Annotated in this window: 18 protein-coding genes and 1 pseudogene; 15 read left to right on the top strand and 4 right to left on the bottom strand. The window is 37.5% G+C overall.

Going from position 1 to position 21,027, the window contains the following annotated elements:
• Positions 1–77 precede the first annotated feature (77 nt).
• The 4 genes from HBN42_RS02360 (at position 78) to HBN42_RS02345 (ending at position 5,598) form a co-directional block, all read left to right on the top strand.
• Positions 78–1,076: an alpha-ketoacid dehydrogenase subunit beta gene (locus HBN42_RS02360; RefSeq protein ID WP_165993345.1), complete on the top strand. Its 999-nt coding sequence runs from the start codon at positions 78–80 to the stop codon at positions 1,074–1,076.
• A 75-nt stretch (positions 1,077–1,151) separates the two neighbouring features.
• On the top strand, positions 1,152–2,567 hold the full coding sequence (locus HBN42_RS02355; protein ID WP_165993343.1) for a dihydrolipoamide acetyltransferase: 1,416 nt from the start codon (positions 1,152–1,154) through the stop codon (positions 2,565–2,567).
• Between the two features lie 105 nt (positions 2,568–2,672).
• Complete coding sequence (gene lpdA / locus HBN42_RS02350; protein WP_165993341.1) at positions 2,673–4,445, top strand: dihydrolipoyl dehydrogenase; 1,773 nt, start codon at positions 2,673–2,675, stop codon at positions 4,443–4,445.
• A 163-nt stretch (positions 4,446–4,608) separates the two neighbouring features.
• Positions 4,609–5,598: a lipoate--protein ligase gene (locus tag HBN42_RS02345; protein WP_165993339.1), complete on the top strand. Its 990-nt coding sequence runs from the start codon at positions 4,609–4,611 to the stop codon at positions 5,596–5,598.
• Between the two features lie 56 nt (positions 5,599–5,654).
• Here the strand turns inward: HBN42_RS02345 and HBN42_RS02340 are convergent, their stop codons facing one another.
• Positions 5,655–6,809 carry a YSIRK-targeted surface antigen transcriptional regulator gene (locus tag HBN42_RS02340; protein ID WP_165993337.1) on the bottom strand — a complete coding sequence of 385 codons (1,155 nt, stop codon included), beginning with the start codon at positions 6,807–6,809 and terminating at the stop codon, positions 5,655–5,657.
• Between the two features lie 420 nt (positions 6,810–7,229).
• On the opposite strand from HBN42_RS02340, the gene HBN42_RS02335 reads away from it, so the two are divergent.
• On the top strand, positions 7,230–8,090 hold the full coding sequence (locus HBN42_RS02335; RefSeq protein WP_165993335.1) for a YSIRK-type signal peptide-containing protein: 861 nt from the start codon (positions 7,230–7,232) through the stop codon (positions 8,088–8,090).
• Positions 8,091–8,184: 94 nt separating this feature from the next.
• Here the strand turns inward: HBN42_RS02335 and gatD are convergent, their stop codons facing one another.
• Positions 8,185–8,973 carry a lipid II isoglutaminyl synthase subunit GatD gene (gene gatD, locus HBN42_RS02330; protein ID WP_165993333.1) on the bottom strand — a complete coding sequence of 263 codons (789 nt, stop codon included), beginning with the start codon at positions 8,971–8,973 and terminating at the stop codon, positions 8,185–8,187.
• On the bottom strand, positions 8,973–10,316 hold the full coding sequence (murT, locus tag HBN42_RS02325) for a lipid II isoglutaminyl synthase subunit MurT (RefSeq protein WP_165993331.1): 1,344 nt from the start codon (positions 10,314–10,316) through the stop codon (positions 8,973–8,975). Before murT ends, gatD begins: the two co-directional genes overlap by 1 nt.
• 100 nt (positions 10,317–10,416) lie before the next feature.
• On the opposite strand from murT, the gene cdaA reads away from it, so the two are divergent.
• The 8 genes from cdaA to HBN42_RS02285 are packed head-to-tail and all read left to right on the top strand — an operon-like array spanning position 10,417 to position 17,624.
• The gene (gene cdaA / locus HBN42_RS02320) at positions 10,417–11,262 is read left to right on the top strand and encodes a diadenylate cyclase CdaA (RefSeq protein WP_165993329.1); all 846 of its coding nucleotides are present in this window, start codon (positions 10,417–10,419) and stop codon (positions 11,260–11,262) included.
• A 2-nt stretch (positions 11,263–11,264) separates the two neighbouring features.
• A complete protein-coding gene (locus tag HBN42_RS02315; RefSeq protein ID WP_165993327.1) occupies positions 11,265–12,221 on the top strand; it encodes a CdaR family protein in 957 nt (318 codons plus the stop codon).
• A gap of 55 nt (positions 12,222–12,276) precedes the next feature.
• Positions 12,277–13,629 (top strand): phosphoglucosamine mutase, encoded by a 1,353-nt coding sequence (gene glmM / locus HBN42_RS02310; protein WP_165993325.1) that lies wholly within the window; start codon positions 12,277–12,279, stop codon positions 13,627–13,629.
• Between the two features lie 50 nt (positions 13,630–13,679).
• On the top strand, positions 13,680–14,303 hold the full coding sequence (locus HBN42_RS02305; protein ID WP_165993324.1) for a hypothetical protein: 624 nt from the start codon (positions 13,680–13,682) through the stop codon (positions 14,301–14,303).
• Between the two features lie 37 nt (positions 14,304–14,340).
• The gene (gene hemW, locus HBN42_RS02300) at positions 14,341–15,471 is read left to right on the top strand and encodes a radical SAM family heme chaperone HemW (protein WP_165993322.1); all 1,131 of its coding nucleotides are present in this window, start codon (positions 14,341–14,343) and stop codon (positions 15,469–15,471) included.
• A 10-nt stretch (positions 15,472–15,481) separates the two neighbouring features.
• Entirely contained in the window at positions 15,482–16,216 is a 735-nt protein-coding gene (locus HBN42_RS02295) for an acyl-ACP thioesterase domain-containing protein (RefSeq protein ID WP_165993321.1), read from the top strand.
• Positions 16,217–16,227: 11 nt separating this feature from the next.
• Complete coding sequence (locus HBN42_RS02290; protein ID WP_165993319.1) at positions 16,228–16,992, top strand: TIGR01457 family HAD-type hydrolase; 765 nt, start codon at positions 16,228–16,230, stop codon at positions 16,990–16,992.
• Positions 16,989–17,624 (top strand): TIGR01906 family membrane protein, encoded by a 636-nt coding sequence (locus HBN42_RS02285; RefSeq protein ID WP_165993317.1) that lies wholly within the window; start codon positions 16,989–16,991, stop codon positions 17,622–17,624. The genes HBN42_RS02290 and HBN42_RS02285 overlap by 4 nt, the downstream gene beginning before the upstream one ends.
• A gap of 49 nt (positions 17,625–17,673) precedes the next feature.
• Here HBN42_RS02285 and HBN42_RS02280 read toward each other — a convergent pair.
• Positions 17,674–17,769: pseudogene (locus HBN42_RS02280) on the bottom strand (IS3 family transposase); the annotation flags it as partial.
• Between the two features lie 93 nt (positions 17,770–17,862).
• Here HBN42_RS02280 and ndk point away from each other — a divergent pair.
• Positions 17,863–18,285, top strand: coding sequence for a nucleoside-diphosphate kinase (gene ndk / locus HBN42_RS02275; protein ID WP_165993316.1), 423 nt, complete (start codon positions 17,863–17,865; stop codon positions 18,283–18,285).
• Between the two features lie 668 nt (positions 18,286–18,953).
• Positions 18,954–20,786, top strand: a complete 1,833-nt coding sequence (lepA, locus tag HBN42_RS02270) for a translation elongation factor 4 (RefSeq protein WP_165993314.1) — start codon at positions 18,954–18,956, stop codon at positions 20,784–20,786.
• Positions 20,787–21,027 lie beyond the last annotated feature (241 nt).

Below are 21,027 nucleotides of genomic sequence, written 5' to 3'. Positions count from 1 at the left end.
TAGTATCTATATCATTAGAATCAACAATTTCGATAAGAGAAAATTTCTATTTTGAAAAAACTAGGAGAAAAGAATAAATGAGTGAAACAAAATTAATGGCTTTGCGTGAAGCCGTGAATCTTGCCATGTCAGAAGAAATGCGCAAAGATGAAAATATCTTCCTTATGGGTGAAGATGTCGGTATTTACGGTGGTGACTTCGGTACTTCAGTAGGTATGTTTGAAGAATTTGGTGCAAAACGTGTTAAAGACACACCAATTTCTGAAGCTGCTATTTCAGGTGCTGCAATTGGTGCTGCAATTACAGGTCTTCGTCCAATTGTTGACGTAACTTTCATGGACTTCCTTACAATCATGATGGACGCCATTGTTAACAATGGTGCTAAAAACAACTACATGTTTGGTGGAGGAATGAAAACTCCTGTAACCTTCCGTGTTGCCTCAGGTTCAGGTATTGGGTCAGCTGCGCAACACTCACAATCACTTGAAGCATGGATGACACATATTCCAGGTATCAAGGTTGTTGCCCCAGGAACTGCTAACGATGCCAAAGGTCTGTTAAAATCAGCTATTCAAGATAACAACATTGTTATCTTCATGGAACCTAAGGCTCTTTATGGTAAAAAAGAAGAAGTTAACCAGGACCCAGATTTCTATATTCCACTTGGAAAAGGTGAAATCAAACGTGAAGGTACTGACTTAACCATTATCTCATATGGTCGTATGCTAGAACGTGTTCTTCAAGCAGCTGAAGAAGTTGCTAAAGATGGAATCAACGTTGAAGTCCTTGACCCACGTACACTTGTACCATTAGATAAAGAATTGATTATCGAATCTGTTAAGAAAACTGGTCGTGTGATGCTTGTCAATGATGCCTATAAAACTGGTGGTTACACTGGTGAAATTGCCACAATGATTACTGAAAGTGAAGCATTTGATTATTTGGATCATCCTATTGTCCGTCTTGCAAGTGAAGATGTGCCAGTACCTTATGCTCGTGTCCTTGAACAAGCTATTTTACCAGATGTTGAAAAAATTAAAGCTGCTATTGTAAAAATGGCAAGAAATGGTAACTAATAAAGAGATGAAGAAGTCCCAAGCTTGGGGCTTCCTTCAACTGTATTAGCTTAAAAGATAAAGGAAAGGGAAATTATGGCTGTTGAAATTATAATGCCTAAACTCGGTGTTGACATGCAAGAAGGTGAAATCATCGAGTGGAAAAAACAAGAAGGTGACACTGTAAAAGAAGGTGATATTCTCCTTGAAATCATGTCAGACAAGACAAATATGGAGATTGAAGCAGAAGACGCTGGTGTCCTTCTAAAGATTGTCCGTCATGATGGTGATACAGTACCAGTCACTGAAGTTATTGGTTATATCGGAGCAGAAGGCGAGTCTGTTGATACTGTTGCTTCTAGTGAAAAAACTACTGAAATCCCTGCTCCAAATTCTGCAGATGCTGCTCCAAAGGTAGCTCCTAAAGAAGATGTTGACAGACCAGACTTAGAACTAGCAGCAACTTCAGTGCCACAAGGTGAAGAAGGAAGTGTTCGTGCAACGCCAGCTGCTCGTAAGATAGCTAAAGAGATGGGACTTTCACTTGGTCAGATTGCTGGTTCAGGACCTAAGGGTCGTGTTCATGCTGCAGATGTTGAAAACTTTAAAAATGCTCAACCAAAAGCATCTCCACTTGCTCGTAAGATGGCAGAAGATGCTGGACTTGATTTAGCACAAGTTACTGGTAGTGGATTCAAAGGTAAGGTTATGAAAGAAGATATCCTTGCTCTGATCAATGCTTCTAAACCAGCTCAACAAGTAGAAACCAAGTCTGCTAAAGAAGAAAAAGCAAAAGTTGATCTACCAGAAGGTGTTGAAGTTATCAAGATGTCAGCTATGCGTAAGGCTATCTCAAAAGGGATGACCAACTCATATCTAACAGCACCATCCTTTACCTTGAATTATGATGTTGATATGACTGAGATGATTGCTTTTCGTAAGAAGCTAATTGACCCAATCATGAATAAGACTGGCTTAAAAGTCAGCTTTACAGACTTAATTGGGATGGCAGTTGTTAAAACATTAATGAAACCTGAGCACAAATTCTTAAATGCATCTCTTATAAATGATGCCCAAGAAATCGAATTGCATGAATTCGTTAATATCGGTATTGCTGTTGGTTTAGATGGTGGCTTGATTGTACCAGTTGTTCACAATGCTGATAAAATGAGTCTTTCAGATTTTGTTGTAGCTTCTAAGGATGTTATTAAGAAAACTCAAGAAGGTAAATTAAAATCAAAAGAAATGTCTGGTTCAACATTCTCTATCACCAACTTGGGTATGTTTGGCACTAAGACATTTAACCCAATCATCAATCAACCAAACTCAGCTATCTTGGGTGTCGGTGCAACAATCCCAACACCAACTGTAGTTGATGGTGAAATTGTTGCACGTCCAATCATGGCACTCTGCTTGACTATTGACCACCGTATTGTTGATGGTATGAATGGTGCTAAATTCATGGTTGATCTTAAGAACCTAATGGAAAATCCATTTGAATTATTGATCTGATAAGTCATTTTTACTTATACAAGTCGGTAATAAAAGCTTATAATGGTTAAGAAAGCTAGAAAAAAGTTTAGCTTGCTTAGCCTTGAGGAGATAAAGGAGAAAATAATGGCTGTTGAAATTATTATGCCTAAACTTGGTGTTGATATGCAAGAAGGTGAAATCATCGAGTGGAAAAAACAAGAAGGTGATACTGTCAATGAAGGAGATATCCTTCTTGAAATCATGTCAGACAAGACAAATATGGAAATCGAAGCAGAAGATTCTGGTGTCCTTCTAAAAATTGTTCGTCAAGATGGCGAAACTGTACCAGTAACTGAAATTATTGGTTACATCGGAGCAGAAGGTGAACAAATCGAAGAAGGAACAAAGGCTAGTTCTGATGTAGAAGTAGCTCGTACTACTGAAGATTTAAAAGCTGCTGGTCTTGAAGTGCCAAAAGCACCAGAAAAAACAGAGCAATCTCTTGCTTCAGCTAATAAAGAACCTCTTGCGGACAACGAATATGATATCGTTGTTGTAGGTGGTGGACCTGCTGGTTACTACGGGGCTATCCGTGCTGCACAACTTGGTGGTAAAGTTGCCATTGTTGAAAAATCTGAGTTTGGTGGAACCTGTTTGAATGTGGGATGTATCCCAACAAAAACTTACCTCAGAAATGCTGAAATCCTTGATGGTATTAAAATTGCTGCTGGACGTGGTATCAACTTAGCTTCAACTAACTATACTATTGATATGGATAAAACAGTTGACTTCAAGAACTCAGTGGTTAAAACCCTTACAGGCGGAGTAAAAGGTCTTCTTAAAGCTAACAAAGTAACCCTTTATAACGGTTTAGGTCAAGTAAACCCTGATAAGACTGTTACCATTGGTTCTGAAACCATTAAAGGCCGTAAGATTATCCTTGCTACTGGTTCAAAAGTTTCTCGTATTAACATCCCAGGAATTGAGTCTAACTTAGTCTTGACTTCAGATGATATTCTTGATCTACGTGAAATGCCTAAATCACTTGCTGTTATGGGTGGTGGTGTCGTTGGTATCGAGCTTGGTCTTGTTTGGGCATCTTATGGTGTTGATGTGACTGTTATCGAAATGGCAGACCGTATTATCCCTGCTATGGATAAAGATGTTTCTCTTGAACTTCAAAAGATCTTGTCTAAAAAAGGCATGAAGATTAAAACATCTGTTGGTGTTTCTGAAATTGTTGAAGCTAACAACCAATTAACATTGAAATTGAACAACGGTGAAGAAGTTGTTGCTGAAAAAGCCCTACTATCTATCGGACGTGTTCCACAAATGAATGGACTTGAAAACCTTAACTTAGAAATGGATCGTAACCGTATCAAAGTTAATAACTATCAAGAAACTTCAATTCCTGGAATCTATGCACCAGGTGATGTTAACGGAACTAAGATGCTAGCTCACGCAGCCTTCCGCATGGGTGAAGTAGCTGCTGAAAATGCAATGCGTGGAAACACTCGTAAGGCTAACCTAGAATTTACTCCAGCTGCTGTTTACACACATCCTGAAGTTGCCATGGTTGGTTTAACTGAAGAAGATGCTCGCGCTAAATATGGCGATATCTTAGTGGGACGTAACAGCTTTACAGGAAATGGACGTGCTATTGCTTCTAACGAAGCACATGGTTTTGTTAAGGTTATTGCCGATGCTAAATTCCATGAAATCCTTGGCGTTCACATCATCGGTCCTGCAGCGGCTGAAATGATCAATGAAGCTGCTACAATCATGGAATCTGAATTGACAGTTGATGAATTATTACTATCAATCCATGGCCACCCAACCTTCTCAGAAGTTATGTATGAAGCTTTTGCAGATGTTCTTGGCGAAGCTATCCATAACCCACCAAAGAGAAAAAAATAATAGCTAAATAGCTGAAAAAGTTTAGGCTTTCCTAAGCTTTTTCTTTTTGCCTGTCCGTAAAAAATACTTGCTAATCGCTAAGGAATAAGTGCTTATAAAGCTTGTGTTTTACAGTATTTTGGAATAAAATAGAAGTTATGAATGACGAAAATTAGGAGAAGAAATGAAATATATTGTTAACAAGAGTAATAACCCAGCTTACAACGTTGCTCTAGAAGCCTATGCCTTTAAAGAATTGACCTCAGAAGATGAAATTTTCATCCTTTGGATTAATGAACCTGCTATTATTATTGGTAAACACCAAAATACCATCCAAGAGATTAATAAGGAATACATCGACTCCCATGGTATCCATGTAGTTCGTCGATTATCTGGTGGTGGAGCAGTTTATCATGATCTAAACAATCTAAACTACACCATTATTTCTAATAAATCAGAAGAAGGAGCTTTCGATTTTAAAACCTTCTCCCAACCGGTTATTGAAACTTTAGCTGATTTAGGGGTTAAGGCTGAATTTACTGGTCGTAATGATTTAGAAATTGATGGCAAGAAATTCTGTGGTAATGCCCAGGCTTATTATAAAGGTCGTATGATGCACCATGGCTGTCTTTTATTTGATGTTGATATGTCAGTGCTTGGCGATGCCTTAAAAGTAAGCAAGGATAAAATTGAATCAAAAGGAATCAAATCAGTTCGAGCACGTGTTACTAATATCTTAGATGAACTACCTGAAAAGATTACTGTAAATGAATTCTCTGATAAAATTTTAGAAAAAATGAAAGAAACCTATCCAGAGATGACAGAATATGTCCTTTCAGAAGATGAGTTAGAAAAAATCCAAGAATCAGCAGATACAAAATTTGGAACATGGGATTGGACCTACGGTAAGGCTCCAGAATACACTATTGAAAGAAATGTTCGCTATCCTGCTGGTAAGATCAATACTTTCGCAAATGTTCAACAATCAGTTATCAAAAATATTAAAATTTACGGAGATTTCTTCGGTATTAAAGATGTTGAAGACATTGAAAACCTATTAATAGGAACAAAATATGATTATAAAGATGTTCTAGAAAAACTACAGACCATCGATACAGCTCAATATTTCTCAAGAATTACAGTTGAAGAAATAGCAAAAGCAATCGTTGCATAGTAAAATCCCCCTCTACAAATGAACAGTAGAAGGGGATTTTTTTATAGGATTAATAACTAGCAAATCTCTCTTTGTGGTTTTTGTTGATATTGTTTTGGGGAGATACCAACGATTGTTTTAAATGTTTTTGAAAAATGAGCGGCGTCAGAATACCCCAAATTAATACTGACTTCTGTTACGCTTATACCATGACGCAATAGAAGTTTAGCTTGTTCAATTTTTTGTTGACGTATATATTGTTGGATAGAGCATTTCATTTCTTTTTTGAAGAGCTTACGGATGTTGGATTCACTAAAATTGACTTCTCTTGCGATAGTGCGAATGAGTAATCTTTTAGAAATATTTTCTTGGATATAGTGTAAAATGCGTGACACGGTGTAAGAATGTTTATTAACACCACTTATTTTTTGAGTGAAAAGGAGAACGGCAGACTCTCTTAATTGAAGCACTTCATGAACGGATTGACACTGTTCATACTTTTCAATATAGTCGTCTCTCGTGTCATGAGCAAATTGACGGGAAATACCCATTGAAATGGCAAACTGAGAAATTTTTTCGAAGATTAGGATGGAGTAATTCTTTTCTGAACGGGGATCTTTTGTTTTTGTAAATTGACGTTGAAGAAACTGTTTGACATCCTTGAGGTTGCCACTTTTCATGCAGTCAAGTAAAAGTGATTCATCTATTATGTGCTTATCTTCTATGTCATTGGAGGCTTTCATTTCTTGCTTGGAAAGATTATTATGGAGAATGCTATTATTTTTTTGAGACAGGTCTTTATGCTCACTCTTAAGTGATGGCAAGTGTCCTGTAAAAAAATAGTGGATTAAATGCAAGAGATGACTGATATTATTGACATGAGGAAGTTTAAAATGATTATGGACAGATAAGTACTCTTGAGGGAGACGCTCTGTTTGAACTAAGGGAAGAGCTGTTTCTAATGGATAATTGGATAAAAAAGGACCAAAGATTATCAGATGCTTCTGATATCTATAGACAGCTAATAATGAATTTGCAGATAGACAAAGAAGTTTAAAAGGAGAAAAACAATTTTGACAACAGCTGTCTCGTAAAAATTGTTTCAGTCGATCATTCAATGTATCTTTAATATCCATAGGATATATTCTAATTGTGTTTAATCTGTCATCTAAAACAATGATGGGAATTTTCAAGCAAATGTGTAAAGATTCAAGTATGGAACGTTTATACATGAACTTTGTTTTCTTTCCTTTCTTTAATATATTGTTGTAAACCTTTCAGATAATGCATATGTAATAACAAATCACTACATTAGAAAGCCAATCAATATTGCAATAAGCTTCCACTATTCCCAGTTAATGCCTGTGATTTAGTACTTTACAAGTTCTTACTATAGCAAATCCTTGTGATATCTTAAAATCAATATTTTAAAGTAAATAATAGTTATTGACTGCAGTGGTATCGCTTTCTGAAACTTGCAAATTGTTATCACATTTGACAAAAAATAGCGAAGTATACATGATGGATTTTTCCAAACGTGGCATGATATATCTTGGTTATTAACTTGAGAACCTGGTCAGTTTCTCAACCTCATAACTAAAACAATATAACTGCTCAATTCCTTTAAAGTGAGCAAAATAAGAAGAAATATCATGACAAACATGAAAAATGACGTTGCCAAAAAACAACGTTTTGGAATTCGTAAGTATAGTTTCGGTGCGGCCTCTGTTCTCTTAGGAACGCTATTCGCACTCGGTATGCAGGGAACAACAGCATTTGCAGAAAGTCCAGATTCTTCATTAGGTCGTGCTGGATATGGTTTTTCTGTTCATGATAGCCACTATCCTACTTTTGGAATTGGTCCAAGTGCAGGTGTATATCCTGGGGGAATTCCTAGTGCACCAGGTTTTGTTGATTTTGGTCCTGGAATTCCAGGCCGAGATGGTCTAGATGGTCGCGATGGTGCTACTGGACCAGAAGGCCGCCCAGGGCAAGCAGGACGTGACGGATTAGATGGTTGTGATGGCCGAGATGGAGCTCGGGGAAGAGATGGTGCAACTGGTCGTGATGGTCGTGATGGCCGTGATGGCCGTGATGGTCAAGCTGGACAAAAAGGTCGTGATGGACAAGATGGCCAAAAAGGTAAAGATGGCCAAAACGGACGCAACGGTCAAGATGGTAAAGCTGGAACAGACGGAAAAGATGGCAAACCTGGTCGCGACGGTATTGATGGCAAACCAGGTCATGATGGTAAAGACGGCATGAGTGAAAAAACTGACGCTTCAGACCATAAACAAAAATCTGTTCATGGAAATGGCCCAGCAGGCATGATGAACGATATACCTATGGGTCAAAAAGCACATAGCTCTGCAATGTCACATAATTTTGGACAAGCAACTAAAGCAGAACTTCCTTCAACAGGTGATTCTGTTACCTCAATTTTCACTGCAGCAGCATTAGCAGTTATGGCAAGCGCAGGAATGGTTTCATATTCAGCTAAGCGCAAGGATTAATCTTTTAATTGATTTTTTAAGTAACCATAATCTCAAAAACCCCTGAGGATAAGAATCCTCAGAGGTTTTTTTATTATCAATGATAAGATAGTCTTTATCTTTCACATTCGGCTTTACTTTTGACATCAGCATACTCTTGTGATACTTCATTTCCAAGTATGGTATCATAATTTGCTAATTTCACGGTTGGGCCGTATTTATTTTTTAAAGCAGTTGTTACTAAACGATAAGTTAAGTTAACATTTCGAGAAAGGATTGGTCCGTGGAAATAAGAACCAAAGACATTCTTATAGTGGACACCTTCGGTTTGATCTTCATTATTGTTTCCATTTCCATAAATGACTTTTCCTAGGGGCTTTTCATCATCAGATAAGAAGGTACGCCCTTGGTGGTTTTCAAAACCATAATAGGTTTCGTTAAATTCTTCATTATAGATTTTAATATCTCCGATATAACGATTGTTATCTTGATTTAAGGTATAGTGACCCATGACACCAATACCATTGATCTTTTCACCGTTTGCTTGGATATAATATTGTCCTAATAATTGAAAACCTCCACAGATAGCCAAGATGACTTTGTCTTTTTTTATATAGGTATCAATTGCTTCTTTTTTGTTCGCTAAGTCGCGAGCAACAATAGTTTGCTCGTAGTCCTGACCACCACCAAAGAAAATAATATCATAGGCATCAGCGTCTAAGTGATCATCTATGGATAGAATATCAACGGTAACATGTGCTCCGAGTTTTTCAGCTACATATTTAAGCATAAGGACATTACCATTGTCTCCATAGGTATTCATCAAATTACCATATAAATGAGCAATTCTGATGTCAAACTGATAATTAATAGGATCAGGAGATTGTAGAGAAGTATAGGTCATTAGTTCATCTCCTTTTTAACGATATGGCGTTCCGCTAACATTTCACGGAATTGAAGCATGGCTGTATAGGTTGCTAAAATATAAGCATGATCAGCTTCTTGGTTTTCAATGGCTGTCATAACATCTTCAAGTTTTTCAGCTTCTTTTATCCTACTTTCATCATATCCTGAAACTCGTAAACGACGTGCAATTTCAGAATGACGGACACCAGCAGCAGTGATTTCTGTGATTGGCATTTGGTTAATTAATTCAAAGTTGGCATCCCAAATCCATGAGGTATCAATACCATCAGCATAGTTTGCGTTCAGTAGGACAGATAGACTAAAAGGAACATCAGCTAGTTTAATCATTTCTAAAGCTTGACTAGCTCCCACAGGGTTTTTGATTAGAACCAAGGTACACGTTTTTTCTCCGATTTTAAAGGTCTCTTGGCGTCCAAAAACAGCCCTACTTTTATCAAAGCCAGCCTTAATTTTCTCTGGTGCCACACCAAAGAATTCAGCAACTGAAACAGCTGCTAAGGCATTGTAAATGTTGTAGAGGCCGCCGACATTGATTTTGTAGTCTTGGCCATCAATAACAAAGGCTGATTTTGAATTGCTTATTTCTGTCAGAGCAGTCAACTGATAATCCAATTTTGGTCTTTGGAACTGACAATTTAAACAGGTATAATGGCCTAGATTAGCATAGGTATTGAGTTTGTATTGCAGGATATGTTCACATTTAGGACACAAAATACCTTCAGTATTGTAATGAGCTAGGCGAGGTTGGTGCTCTTTTGTATTAAAACCATAGTATTTGACAGGATTAATGAGCTCTTTTGATGCAAAGAGAGGACTATCACCATTGGCTAAAATAGTTGCCTGAGGTGCATTTTTAGCCCCATCAATAATCAGCTGATAGGTAGTATAGATCTCCCCATAGCGGTCCATCTGGTCACGAAAGATATTGGTAAAAACAAAGAGACTGGGACTAATATACTTGGTGATTTTTGGAAGACTAGCTTCGTCAATCTCTAGGACAGCTATTTTTTTCCCACTTTTTCCTCTCTTAGCTGTTAAGAAGGTAGATACGATACCAGTGATCATATTGGCACCACTTGGATTTGTCAGAACCTGACCAAAGGCTTCCTTTAATATCCCCACTGTTAGGGCAGTTGTCAGGGTTTTTCCATTGGTTCCAGTGATCACAACAATCTCATAATCTTTGGCAAGTGTGTCTAAAATCTCTTTATCAAAGTTTAAGGCCAGCTTCCCTGGATAAGTTGATCCTCGTCCCATGGCCTTTAATACTTTATATGCTATTTTTCCGGCAGTTACGCCCATTATTGTCTTAAGTTTCATGTTTATATTTTAACATAAGTTTATAAAATTTAAATAAAGAAAAACTTTCAGAAAAATGGTATAATAACGTAGATTGTATTTCAGATAGAAAGAGAATAGTATGAGTAATTTAAGTAATATTGATGCAAAATTTATTGCCAGCTTATTTGACGACCCTAGGACCTTGGCTGTTCATCTTTTGGATATCTTAATAGTTGCTTTTGTCCTTTACCGTTTTATAAAGGCTTTAGCGGGTACGAAGATTATGTCACTAGTTCAAGGTGTGGTCTTATTTATTGTCCTGCGTTTTGTGGCGGAATGGGTAGGTTTTACAACCATAACCTTCTTAATGAATCAAGTTATTACTTATGGGGTCATAGCTGGTCTGATCATCTTTGCTCCAGAAATACGGGCTGGTCTAGAAAAGTTTGGTCGTACAACCCAGGTCTTCTTACAGAAAGAAACCATTAGTGATGAAGAAAAACTAGTGGATGCACTCTTGAAGTCAGTTGCCTATATGAGCCCACGTAAGATTGGAGCTTTAATTGTGATTGAACAAGCTCAAACCTTGCAGTCCTACATTGGAACAGGGATCCCCTTAAATGCTGACATCTCTAGTCAACTCTTGATTAATATCTTTATCCCCAATACCCCTCTACATGATGGGGCGGTTATTATTGCGGATAACAAAATAGCAGCATCTTGTGCTTATTTACCACTTTCAGAATCTCTTTCTATATCAAAAGAATTTGGAACTAGACACAGAGCCGCTATTGGTTTGTCTGAAAACTCAGATGCTGTTACAATTGTTGTCTCTGAGGAAACAGGAGGTATTTCAGTTACACGTAAAGGCCAATTCTTACATGACCTGTCTAAATCTGATTTCGAAACAGTTTTAAGGACTTATATCAATAACGGGACAGAAAGAAAAAGCCCTTGGTACAAAACTATTTTTGGAGGCAAGTAATAATGAAGAAATTTTTTGTTAGTCGCTTTTGGTTAGGACTGGTCTCAATATTCTTTGCTGTTCTCCTATTCTTAGTGGCTGCATCAAGTAACTACAGTAAAACTAATTCACAAATCTATAGTCCAATTGAGACCTATACCCATAGTTTGTCTGATGTTCCCATAGATTTAAAGTATGATAGTGAAAAGTATTTTATCAGTGAATATTCCTATGGTGCACAAGTTTACCTAACCTCAACCAATCGTGTCAAATTAGATTCAGAGGTTAACAGTGACACCCGTAATTTTAAAATTGTGGCAGACTTAACAAATAGTAAACCTGGAAAAGTCACCGTTCCTTTAAGGGTGAACAACCTTCCAGCAGGAGTCGCTGCCAAGATTACACCTGATAAGATTTCTGTAACTATTGGAAAGAAGAAAACAAAGGCTTTTGACGTTAGCGGTTCGGTTGAACCTAAACAAATAGCTAGTGGTTATGAAATTGCCCATATAGAAACAGAACATAAAAAAGTTGAAGTAACCAGCGATGAATCTAAAATTGATTTGATTGATCATGTCATTGCTAAATTACCTGATAATGTCAAATTAGATAAGGATTATAGCGACGAGGTAACACTGCAAGCTGTAACTTCTGATGGCACTATCTTAGCAAGCTCAATTAGTCCTGCTAAGACTCTGCTCAAAGTTAAGGTCAATAAGATAACAAAAACAGTGCCAATTAGAGTGGCCTTATATGGAAATATGCATGAAGGCTTGGCAGATATACAGGCTAAAGCTTCAAAACAAAAGGCTGTTATTTCTGGTAGTCGTGAGGTCTTAGACACTATTGATGAGCTAGTGGCAGAAATTGATATTACTGATGTCACGAAAAATACCAGCAAAACAGTCACTTTGAGATCAGATCATGTCTCCATTGAGCCGTCATCTGTGACCGTTCAATTGACAACCAAGAAAAAATAAAAGATAATATCATAGTATAAGAAATGGAGGAAGCGTTTTACGCTGAGAAGTGATTATGGTTAAATATTTCGGAACAGATGGTGTTCGTGGTGAAGCAAATGTGGAATTAACACCGGAATTAGCTTTTAAATTAGGCCGTTTTGGTGGTTATGTACTAAGCCAACACGAAACAGGTACACCTAGAGTTTTTGTAGCTCGTGATACGCGTATTTCAGGGGAAATGCTTGAATCAGCCTTGGTGGCTGGACTACTTTCAGTAGGGATTGAAGTTTATAAATTAGGTGTACTAGCAACACCAGGTGTGTCTTATTTAGTAAGAACAGAAAAAGCTAGTGCTGGTGTTATGATTTCTGCCAGCCATAATCCTGCTATGGACAATGGTATCAAGTTCTTTGGTAATGACGGTTTCAAATTAGCAGACGATCAAGAGCTTGAAATTGAAGCACTGCTAGATGCTAGCGAAGATAGGCTACCACGTCCAAGTGCTGAAGGGCTAGGAACCTTAGTGGATTATCCAGAAGGACTTCGTAAGTATGAAAAGTTCCTTGTGTCAACTGGTAGTGATCTAGAAGGTATGAAAATTGCTTTAGATACTGCAAATGGAGCAGCTTCAGTTTCTGCGCGTGATATTTTCTTAGATTTAAATGCTGAAATTGTAGTTATCGGAGAAACTCCTGACGGTTTGAATATTAATGATGGCGTTGGTTCGACCCATCCTGAACAATTACAGGAATTGGTCAAAGAAACAGCATCTAATATCGGTTTAGCCTTTGATGGTGACAGTGACCGTCTCATTGCAGTTGATGAAAATGGCGAGATTGTTGATGGGGACAAGATAATGTTTATCATTGGTAAGTTCTTGTCTGATAAGGGCTTGCTTGCTAAAAATACTATTGTAACAACAGTTATGTCAAACCTTGGCTTCCACAAAGCACTTGATCAACATGGCATCAACAAGGCTATCACAGCTGTAGGTGACCGTTATGTTGTTGAGGAAATGCGTAAGTTCGAATATAATTTGGGTGGTGAGCAGTCTGGTCATGTGATTATCATGGACTATAACACTACTGGTGATGGACAATTGACGGCTATTCAGTTGACCAAAGTGATGAAAGAAACAGGTAAATCTCTTTCTGAACTAGCTGCTGAAGTCACCATCTATCCTCAGAAATTAGTGAATATTCGTGTTGAAAATAGCATGAAAAATAAGGCTATGGAAGTTCCTGCTATTGCTGAAATTATTGCTCAGATGGAAAATGAAATGCAAGGTAATGGCCGAATCCTTGTACGTCCTAGTGGAACTGAACCTCTTCTTCGTGTAATGGCAGAAGCTCCTACAGCTGAAGAAGTCGATTACTATGTTGATACCATCGCAGCAGTCGTTCGCAAGGAAATTGGAATTGATTAATAATAAAGGTGAAAAGATCAATTCTTTTCACTTTTTTAGAAGGTAGAGTGATGTCTATAGAAAAAAGAAAGCTATTAGCAGAGCACTTATCAAAGGACAGTCGGCAGATTTTTCAGTTAATGGTGCCTGAGATCCAGGACTCCTATGTCCACTATATCTACAGTGCAGACAAAGAGATAACACAGTTAAAAAGGCGCAAACAATTAGATAAAAGCTTAAGAAAATTAATGACAGAAGTCTACTATTATCTGATGCCCCTTAGCCAAGATAGTGTCAAAGAAATCCTGACTACTTGGAAGCTGATTGACTTTGATAAAGAAGACCTACAAGGATTTAAAGGTTCACCAAAGACAGCATCAGAAGAAAAAGACTATTGTCAAGTTTTAAGGAACGGTCAACTGATTGGCTACTGCATTTTTCAAGTGGAGGGAGAACAACTCAGGATCCGCTTTGCAAGAAAAGAGACTGATGCGTCAAAAAATGGAGAAGCATTTTTTACAGCTATTGAAAACTTTGCTTTGAGTAGGTACGAAATCAAGTCTTTAGAAATGTTAGTGGATGAAAAAGAGGAGGCTGCATTAAAGACACTGGAAGCTTTAGCCTATAAAAGTTTTAAAGTCAGTGGCCATGGTCAAGAGAGCTCTTATCTTAAATGCGTCAAAGTGATCAGCTAAAGATGTTTTTTTACTGTCAAAATGTTAAAATAAGAGCATGTTAAAAAAACCTGATTCTGCCTATGTCCACATCCCCTTTTGTACACAAATCTGTTATTATTGTGATTTCTCAAAAGTTTTTATTAAAAATCAACCTGTTGATGACTATCTGCGAGCTCTGATAGCTGAGTTTCGTTCTTATCATATTACAAATCTGCGTACCCTTTATATCGGTGGGGGCACTCCTACAGCTATAAGTAGTGAACAGTTGGACTATTTATTGTCAGAAATAAGTAAGGGCTTAGATCTGACCAGTCTAGAAGAATTCACCATTGAAGCTAATCCAGGTGACCTAGATGAGGAAAAAATTGCTGTCTTAAAAAAATCTGCAGTCAACCGAGTTTCTTTAGGGGTACAGACTTTTCATGACAAACACCTTAAACAAATTGGGCGAAGTCATAATGAAGAACAGATTTATTCAACCATTAATGCCTTGAAGAGGGCGGGATTCAATAACATTTCTATAGATTTAATCTATGCTTTACCTGGACAAAGCTTGGAAGAAGTGAAAGAAAACGTGGCTAAAGCCATAGCCTTGGATATCCCTCATTTAAGCCTTTACAGCCTGATTTTAGAACATCACACAGTCTTTATGAATAAGATGCGTCGTGGCAAGCTAAATTTACCAACTGAAGATTTGGAAGCTCAAATGTTTGACTATATCATTTCAGAGATGGAAGCAAATGGTTTTGAACATTATGAAATTTCGAACTTTTCAAAGCCTGGTTACTATAGTAAGCATAACTTGATGTACTGGAACAATGATGAATACTATGGCTGTGGTGCTGGTGCATCTGGTTATATAGATGGCATTCGCTATCGAAACAGGGTACCCATCCAACATTACTTGCAGGCTGTGGCAAAGGGAAATGCTCGCTTGAGTGAAGAAGTGCTGTCACAAAAGGAAAAGATGGAAGAAGAATTGTTTCTCGGTTTACGTAAAAAGTCTGGTGTCTCCATTAAAAGGTTCGAAGAGAAGTTTGATCACTCTTTTGATCAGCTCTATGGCCAGGTTGTTGCAGATTTGCAAGAAGATGGGCTTCTTGTCAAAGATAAGGATTATATAAGAATGACCAAAAGAGGTCTTTTTTTGGGAGACTCAGTTGCTGAGAAATTCATACTAGATTAGGAGTCTTATTATGGGATTAAAATACAAAGAGAAATTGACCTTGCCCTTTGACCTCTGTGATGTTAAACATGATGCAAAATTGTCTTCATTTTTAGCTTATTGCCTAGCTCTTTCAGGAAAACAAAGCCGGCTCCTAAAACGCAGTGACGAGTATATCTTGGAAAGGTATGAGCTGGTTTGGATTATTACAGACTATGAGATGACCTTTGAACGTCTACCACGTTTTAATGAAAGCGTTTGGATAGAGACTGAAGCTACTTCCTATAACAAGTTCTTCTGTTACCGTCAGTTTCGCATTTTTGATGCTGATAATCACCAAATAGCTGATATCCTTACACATTTTGCCTTAATGAGTCCAGAAAGTCGTAAGGTTGCTCCTATACCCGTGGAAATCGTTGAACCTTTTCAGTCAGAATTTATTAAAAAGCTAAAAAGAGTAGCTCGTATGGATCCTTTAGGAGAAGCAGAAGAAAAAATCTACCAGGTACGCTACTATGATATTGATATGAATGGTCATGTCAACAATAGTAAATACTTGGATTGGATATATGATGTTCTGGGTTATGAATTTTTACATCATCATCGCCCCAGTAGTGTTCAGTTAAAATACGTTAAAGAAGTTGCCCCTGGTGGTCAAATCACTTCTTGCTATAGACGTGAGGGCTTACGGTCTTATCATGAGATAAGGTCAGACGATGTTCTTAATGCCCAGGCCATTATAGAATGGCAAAAAATAGAAAGTTAAGGAGTTTTAAGGTGGAATATAAAGGCTATCTCATTGATTTAGATGGAACAATTTATAAGGGAAAAGATAGGATCCCGGCAGGAGAGCGTTTCATAAAACGTCTGCAAGCTAAAAAGATCCCTTATCTCTTAGTGACCAATAATACAACTCGGACGCCAGAGATGATCCAAAGCATGTTAAAAGACCAGTTTTTAGTTGAAACGCCGCTTGAAACCATCTACACCGCTACAATGGCAACAGTAGATTATATGAACGATATGAAGCGTGGAAAAACGGTCTATGTTATTGGTGAAACAGGACTGAAGTCTGCTATTTCTGAAGCTGGCTATGTAGAAGATACTGAGAACCCAGCCTATGTCGTGGTTGGACTAGATTCTAAGTTAACTTATGACATGTTAGCGACAGCGACCTTAGCTGTTCAAAAGGGTGCTCTTTTTATCGGAACAAATCCTGACTTAAATATCCCTACAGAAAGAGGACTCTTACCAGGGGCAGGGTCATTAGTTGCCTTGATAGAAGCAGCCACCCGAACTAAGGCTGTTTATATAGGTAAGCCTAATGCCATTATTATGAATAAAGCTTTAGAAATTCTGAATGTTAAAAGACAAGAAGCCATAATGGTTGGGGACAATTATTTGACAGATATTATGGCAGGGATTCAAAATGACATAGCTACCTTATTGGTTACAACAGGTTTCACAAGTCAAGAAGAAGTACCTAACCTACCAACCATGCCAAATCATGTTTTAACAAGCTTGGATGAATGGGACTTATGAAGACAGAAAAATTCTTATTAGCTTTAACTTGCTTGTGGCTTTTGGCATTGTCTACATTAGTAACCATTTATGGGGCCTGGCTTTTTTATCCTATTGAGATAGATCATCTCCATTTAACAAAAGTCGTTTATATGGAAAAAGAGACGATTTTATATCATTTTAATGGCTTGATGGATTATTTGACCAATCCCTTTATAAGTCGATTAAGCTTTGCCAGTTTCTCATCTTCTAAGGAAGGATTAGCTCATTTTCAGGATGTTAAGTATCTCTTTCACTTGGCACAGGCTATTTTTCTTATATTATTAGTTCCTGCTGTCCGATTCTTATGTAAAAGGATAAAAAATAGAAGCATTCAGCTCCACGGTTCTTTCTTTTTGATGGCGGTTCTCCTTCCTATTCTTATTGGAGTATTTGCCTTCATGATGGGCTTTGATAGTTTTTTTACCCTCTTTCACCAGCTTCTCTTTCCAGGAAAGGACAACTGGACTTTTGATCCCTTAACAGACCCTGTTATCTGGATTCTGCCAGAAACATTCTTTATGCATTGTTTTATGGGATTTTTCCTGATTTATGAAAGCATTTTTGGCAGTCTATATTTGATTTCCCGGATGAACAATAAAAAAAGGCAGTAGCGATATTGTACTGACCCCAAAAAGTTGGACACTATATTTTATAAAGGATTTAGTCCTGTATTGTATATTGTACAGGGCTAAGTCCTTTTAGTTTGACTTTGATACGTTTATTGTTGTAATAATCAATGTAATTTGTAATCGCTTGTACTTTAAATACTAAAGGTGTAAAATAAAGAAAAATCCACTTCATTGCAGATACAAGAAGCTAGTGGAAAATAGATTATACATTGAGGTATTTATGGAAAAGACTTTCTTTATGATTAAACCAGATGGTGTTAGTCGAGGTTTAGTTGGCCAAGTCCTAGATCGCATTGAGCGTAGAGGGTTCACTATTGAAAAATTGGAACTGCGTGAAGCTAGTTCTGAGCTTCTTAGAAAACATTATGAGGATCTAGTAGATAAGCCATTTTTCCTTGATCTTGAATGTTATATGACAAGTGCTCCCCTTGTAATTGGAGTTATCTCTGGTAATCATGTTATCTCGTCCTGGCGAACTATGATGGGAGTTACAAATCCTAAGGATGCTCTTCCTGGAACTATTCGTGGTGATTTTGCTCAAGCAGCTGAGGACGGTGGAGGAATCCAAAATGTTGTTCATGGGTCTGATTCAGCTGAGTCAGCTCAAAGAGAAATGAATATATGGTTTGGTTGTGACCTTTAAATAGTGTTTTTCTTTAAAAAAATAGAAGATGCTCCGAGCACCTTCTATTTTTTCAACATCATTTTACTTTTGGAAGAAATTTCTTTTCTAATGCTTTGCGATCCGAATAGGTCTCCTCAATGGTGAATCCCCTTAACACAGATTCTGGCCATATAGCCATTATGGTGTTTATAGACACCTTTGTAAGCACTGGTATTATTTTGTTTTTCCGATTTTGAAACATGTCAAGTTCAACACCATCAACGATGGTCTTTTTTTATTCAGAGCTTTAAGATCTGTCATTCTAGTATCCCTATGAAGGTAACCGCAAGACCTAGTTTTCCCCTGTTTAAGTAATGAACTACAGGATTCAATAACATTGCCACAATTGCAATGGCAAAGATAGACAAATTCGTTATTTCCTGCTCGTTTATTTGTTTTTTGATGACAGTTAAACGACCAAATCTCTCTCCAGTGAGATTTAGCGTTTTCATGCTAATAGTATAACAAATTTTTTAAAATAGTTTTGGTTTTATATTAAAATGAAACAATTTTTCATATTTTTAATATAGAATCTAAGTCAATTCTCTTTTGAGATCTTATATTTGCTAAGAAATGACTTACTATAGCTAGAAGCTTATATTTTTGTTATAATAAAGGGAAACGAAAAATGTGTATAGGAAGCCAAAATGAACAGTCAAGAACTTAAAAAACGCCAAGAGAAGATTAGAAATTTTTCCATAATTGCCCATATTGACCATGGGAAATCAACTCTGGCAGATAGAATTTTAGAAAAAACAGAAACAGTCTCAAGTCGAGAGATGCAAGCTCAATTATTAGATTCCATGGACTTGGAGCGAGAACGTGGGATTACTATCAAACTCAATGCTATTGAATTAAATTACCAAGCAAAGGATGGACAGACCTATATTTTGCACCTCATTGACACCCCAGGTCATGTGGATTTCACCTATGAAGTTTCACGGTCACTGGCTGCCTGTGAGGGTGCTGTTTTAGTGGTAGATGCAGCGCAAGGGATCGAAGCGCAAACCTTGGCCAATGTTTACTTGGCACTTGATAATGATTTGGAAATTTTGCCAGTCATCAATAAAATTGATTTACCAGCCGCAGATCCAGAACGCGTTCGTCAAGAAGTGGAAGATGTGATTGGATTAGACGCTTCTGAAGCTGTCCTAGCCTCTGCAAAAGCTGGCATAGGGATAGAAGAAATCCTTGAGCAAATAGTTGAAAAAGTTCCAGCACCAGCTGGTGATGTTGATGAGCCCTTGCAAGCTTTGATATTTGACTCTGCCTACGATGCCTACAGAGGAGTTATTTTACAAGTCCGCATTGTAAATGGTATTGTTAAGCCTGGTGATAAAATCCAAATGATGTCTAATGGTAAAACCTTTGATGTGACAGAAGTTGGTATTTTTACTCCTAAGGCAGTGGGACGTGATTTTCTAGCAACTGGTGACGTTGGTTATATTGCTGCCTCTATTAAGACCGTGGCAGACACACGTGTTGGTGATACGGTAACCCTTGCTACTAACCCTGCTCAAGAACCACTGCACGGCTATAAACAAATGAATCCAATGGTCTTTGCAGGTCTATACCCAATTGAGTCTAATAAGTATAATGATCTCAGAGAGGCTTTGGAAAAGCTTCAACTCAATGATGCTAGTTTACAATTTGAACCAGAAACCTCACAGGCTCTTGGCTTTGGTTTTCGCTGTGGCTTCCTAGGTTTGCTTCATATGGATGTTATTCAGGAACGTTTGGAGCGTGAGTTTAACATTGATTTGATTATGACGGCGCCTTCGGTAGTTTACCATGTTCATACGACTGACGGTCAATTGTTAGAAGTCTCAAATCCTTCAGAATTCCCTGACCCTACACGTGTTGATATCATTGAAGAACCATATGTGAAAGCTCAAATTATGGTTCCTCAAGAATTTGTTGGTGCAGTTATGGAATTGTCCCAACGAAAACGTGGTGATTTTGTGACTATGGATTATATTGATGATAATCGTGTTAACGTGATTTACCAGATTCCCCTGGCTGAAATTGTCTTTGATTTCTTTGACAAGCTAAAATCATCAACAAAAGGTTATGCCAGCTTTGACTACGAAATTTCAGAATACCGTAAATCACAGCTTGTGAAAATGGATATCTTGTTAAATGGTGATAAGGTTGATGCCCTTAGCTTTATTGTTCACAAAGAATTTGCTTATGAACGTGGGAAAATCATCGTTGATAAGTTGAAAAAAATCATCCCTCGTCAACAATTTGAAGTGCCTATTCAGGCGGCTATTGGCCAAAAAATTGTGGCCCGCTCAGATATCAAGGCCCTTCGTAAAAATGTCTTGGCTAAGTGTTATGGTGGTGATGTTTCTCGTAAACGTAAATTGCTTGAAAAACAAAAAGCCGGTAAGAAACGCATGAAATCTATTGGATCAGTGGAAGTGCCACAAGAGGCTTTCTTGAGTGTTTTATCCATGGATGAAGAAAGTAAAAAATAAGGATTTATCCTACTTAAAAAATAAGTTTCAGCTTGTAGAAAAATGTTTTTTCTGCAGGCTTTTTAATGACTATCTTTAATCAAGGCTTTATCCATCAAGTTTTAACCATTTTCTGAGTATCAGCTACGGATACTCCGGGATTATTTCTAAAATGGTCACAAAAGGGTAGTAATGGCTTTTTCTTTGGTAGTTTTCTAGCAAATGAGATTACTGTAATAGTTACGCCTAGTCATTGCTGGGC

Origin of the sequence: Streptococcus catagoni (genome assembly GCF_011421425.1) — a bacterium.
Lineage (GTDB): Bacteria > Bacillota > Bacilli > Lactobacillales > Streptococcaceae > Streptococcus > Streptococcus catagoni.
The sequence above is the reverse complement of the archived record's forward strand: the minus strand, read 5'-3'. Positions and strand labels throughout refer to the sequence as shown.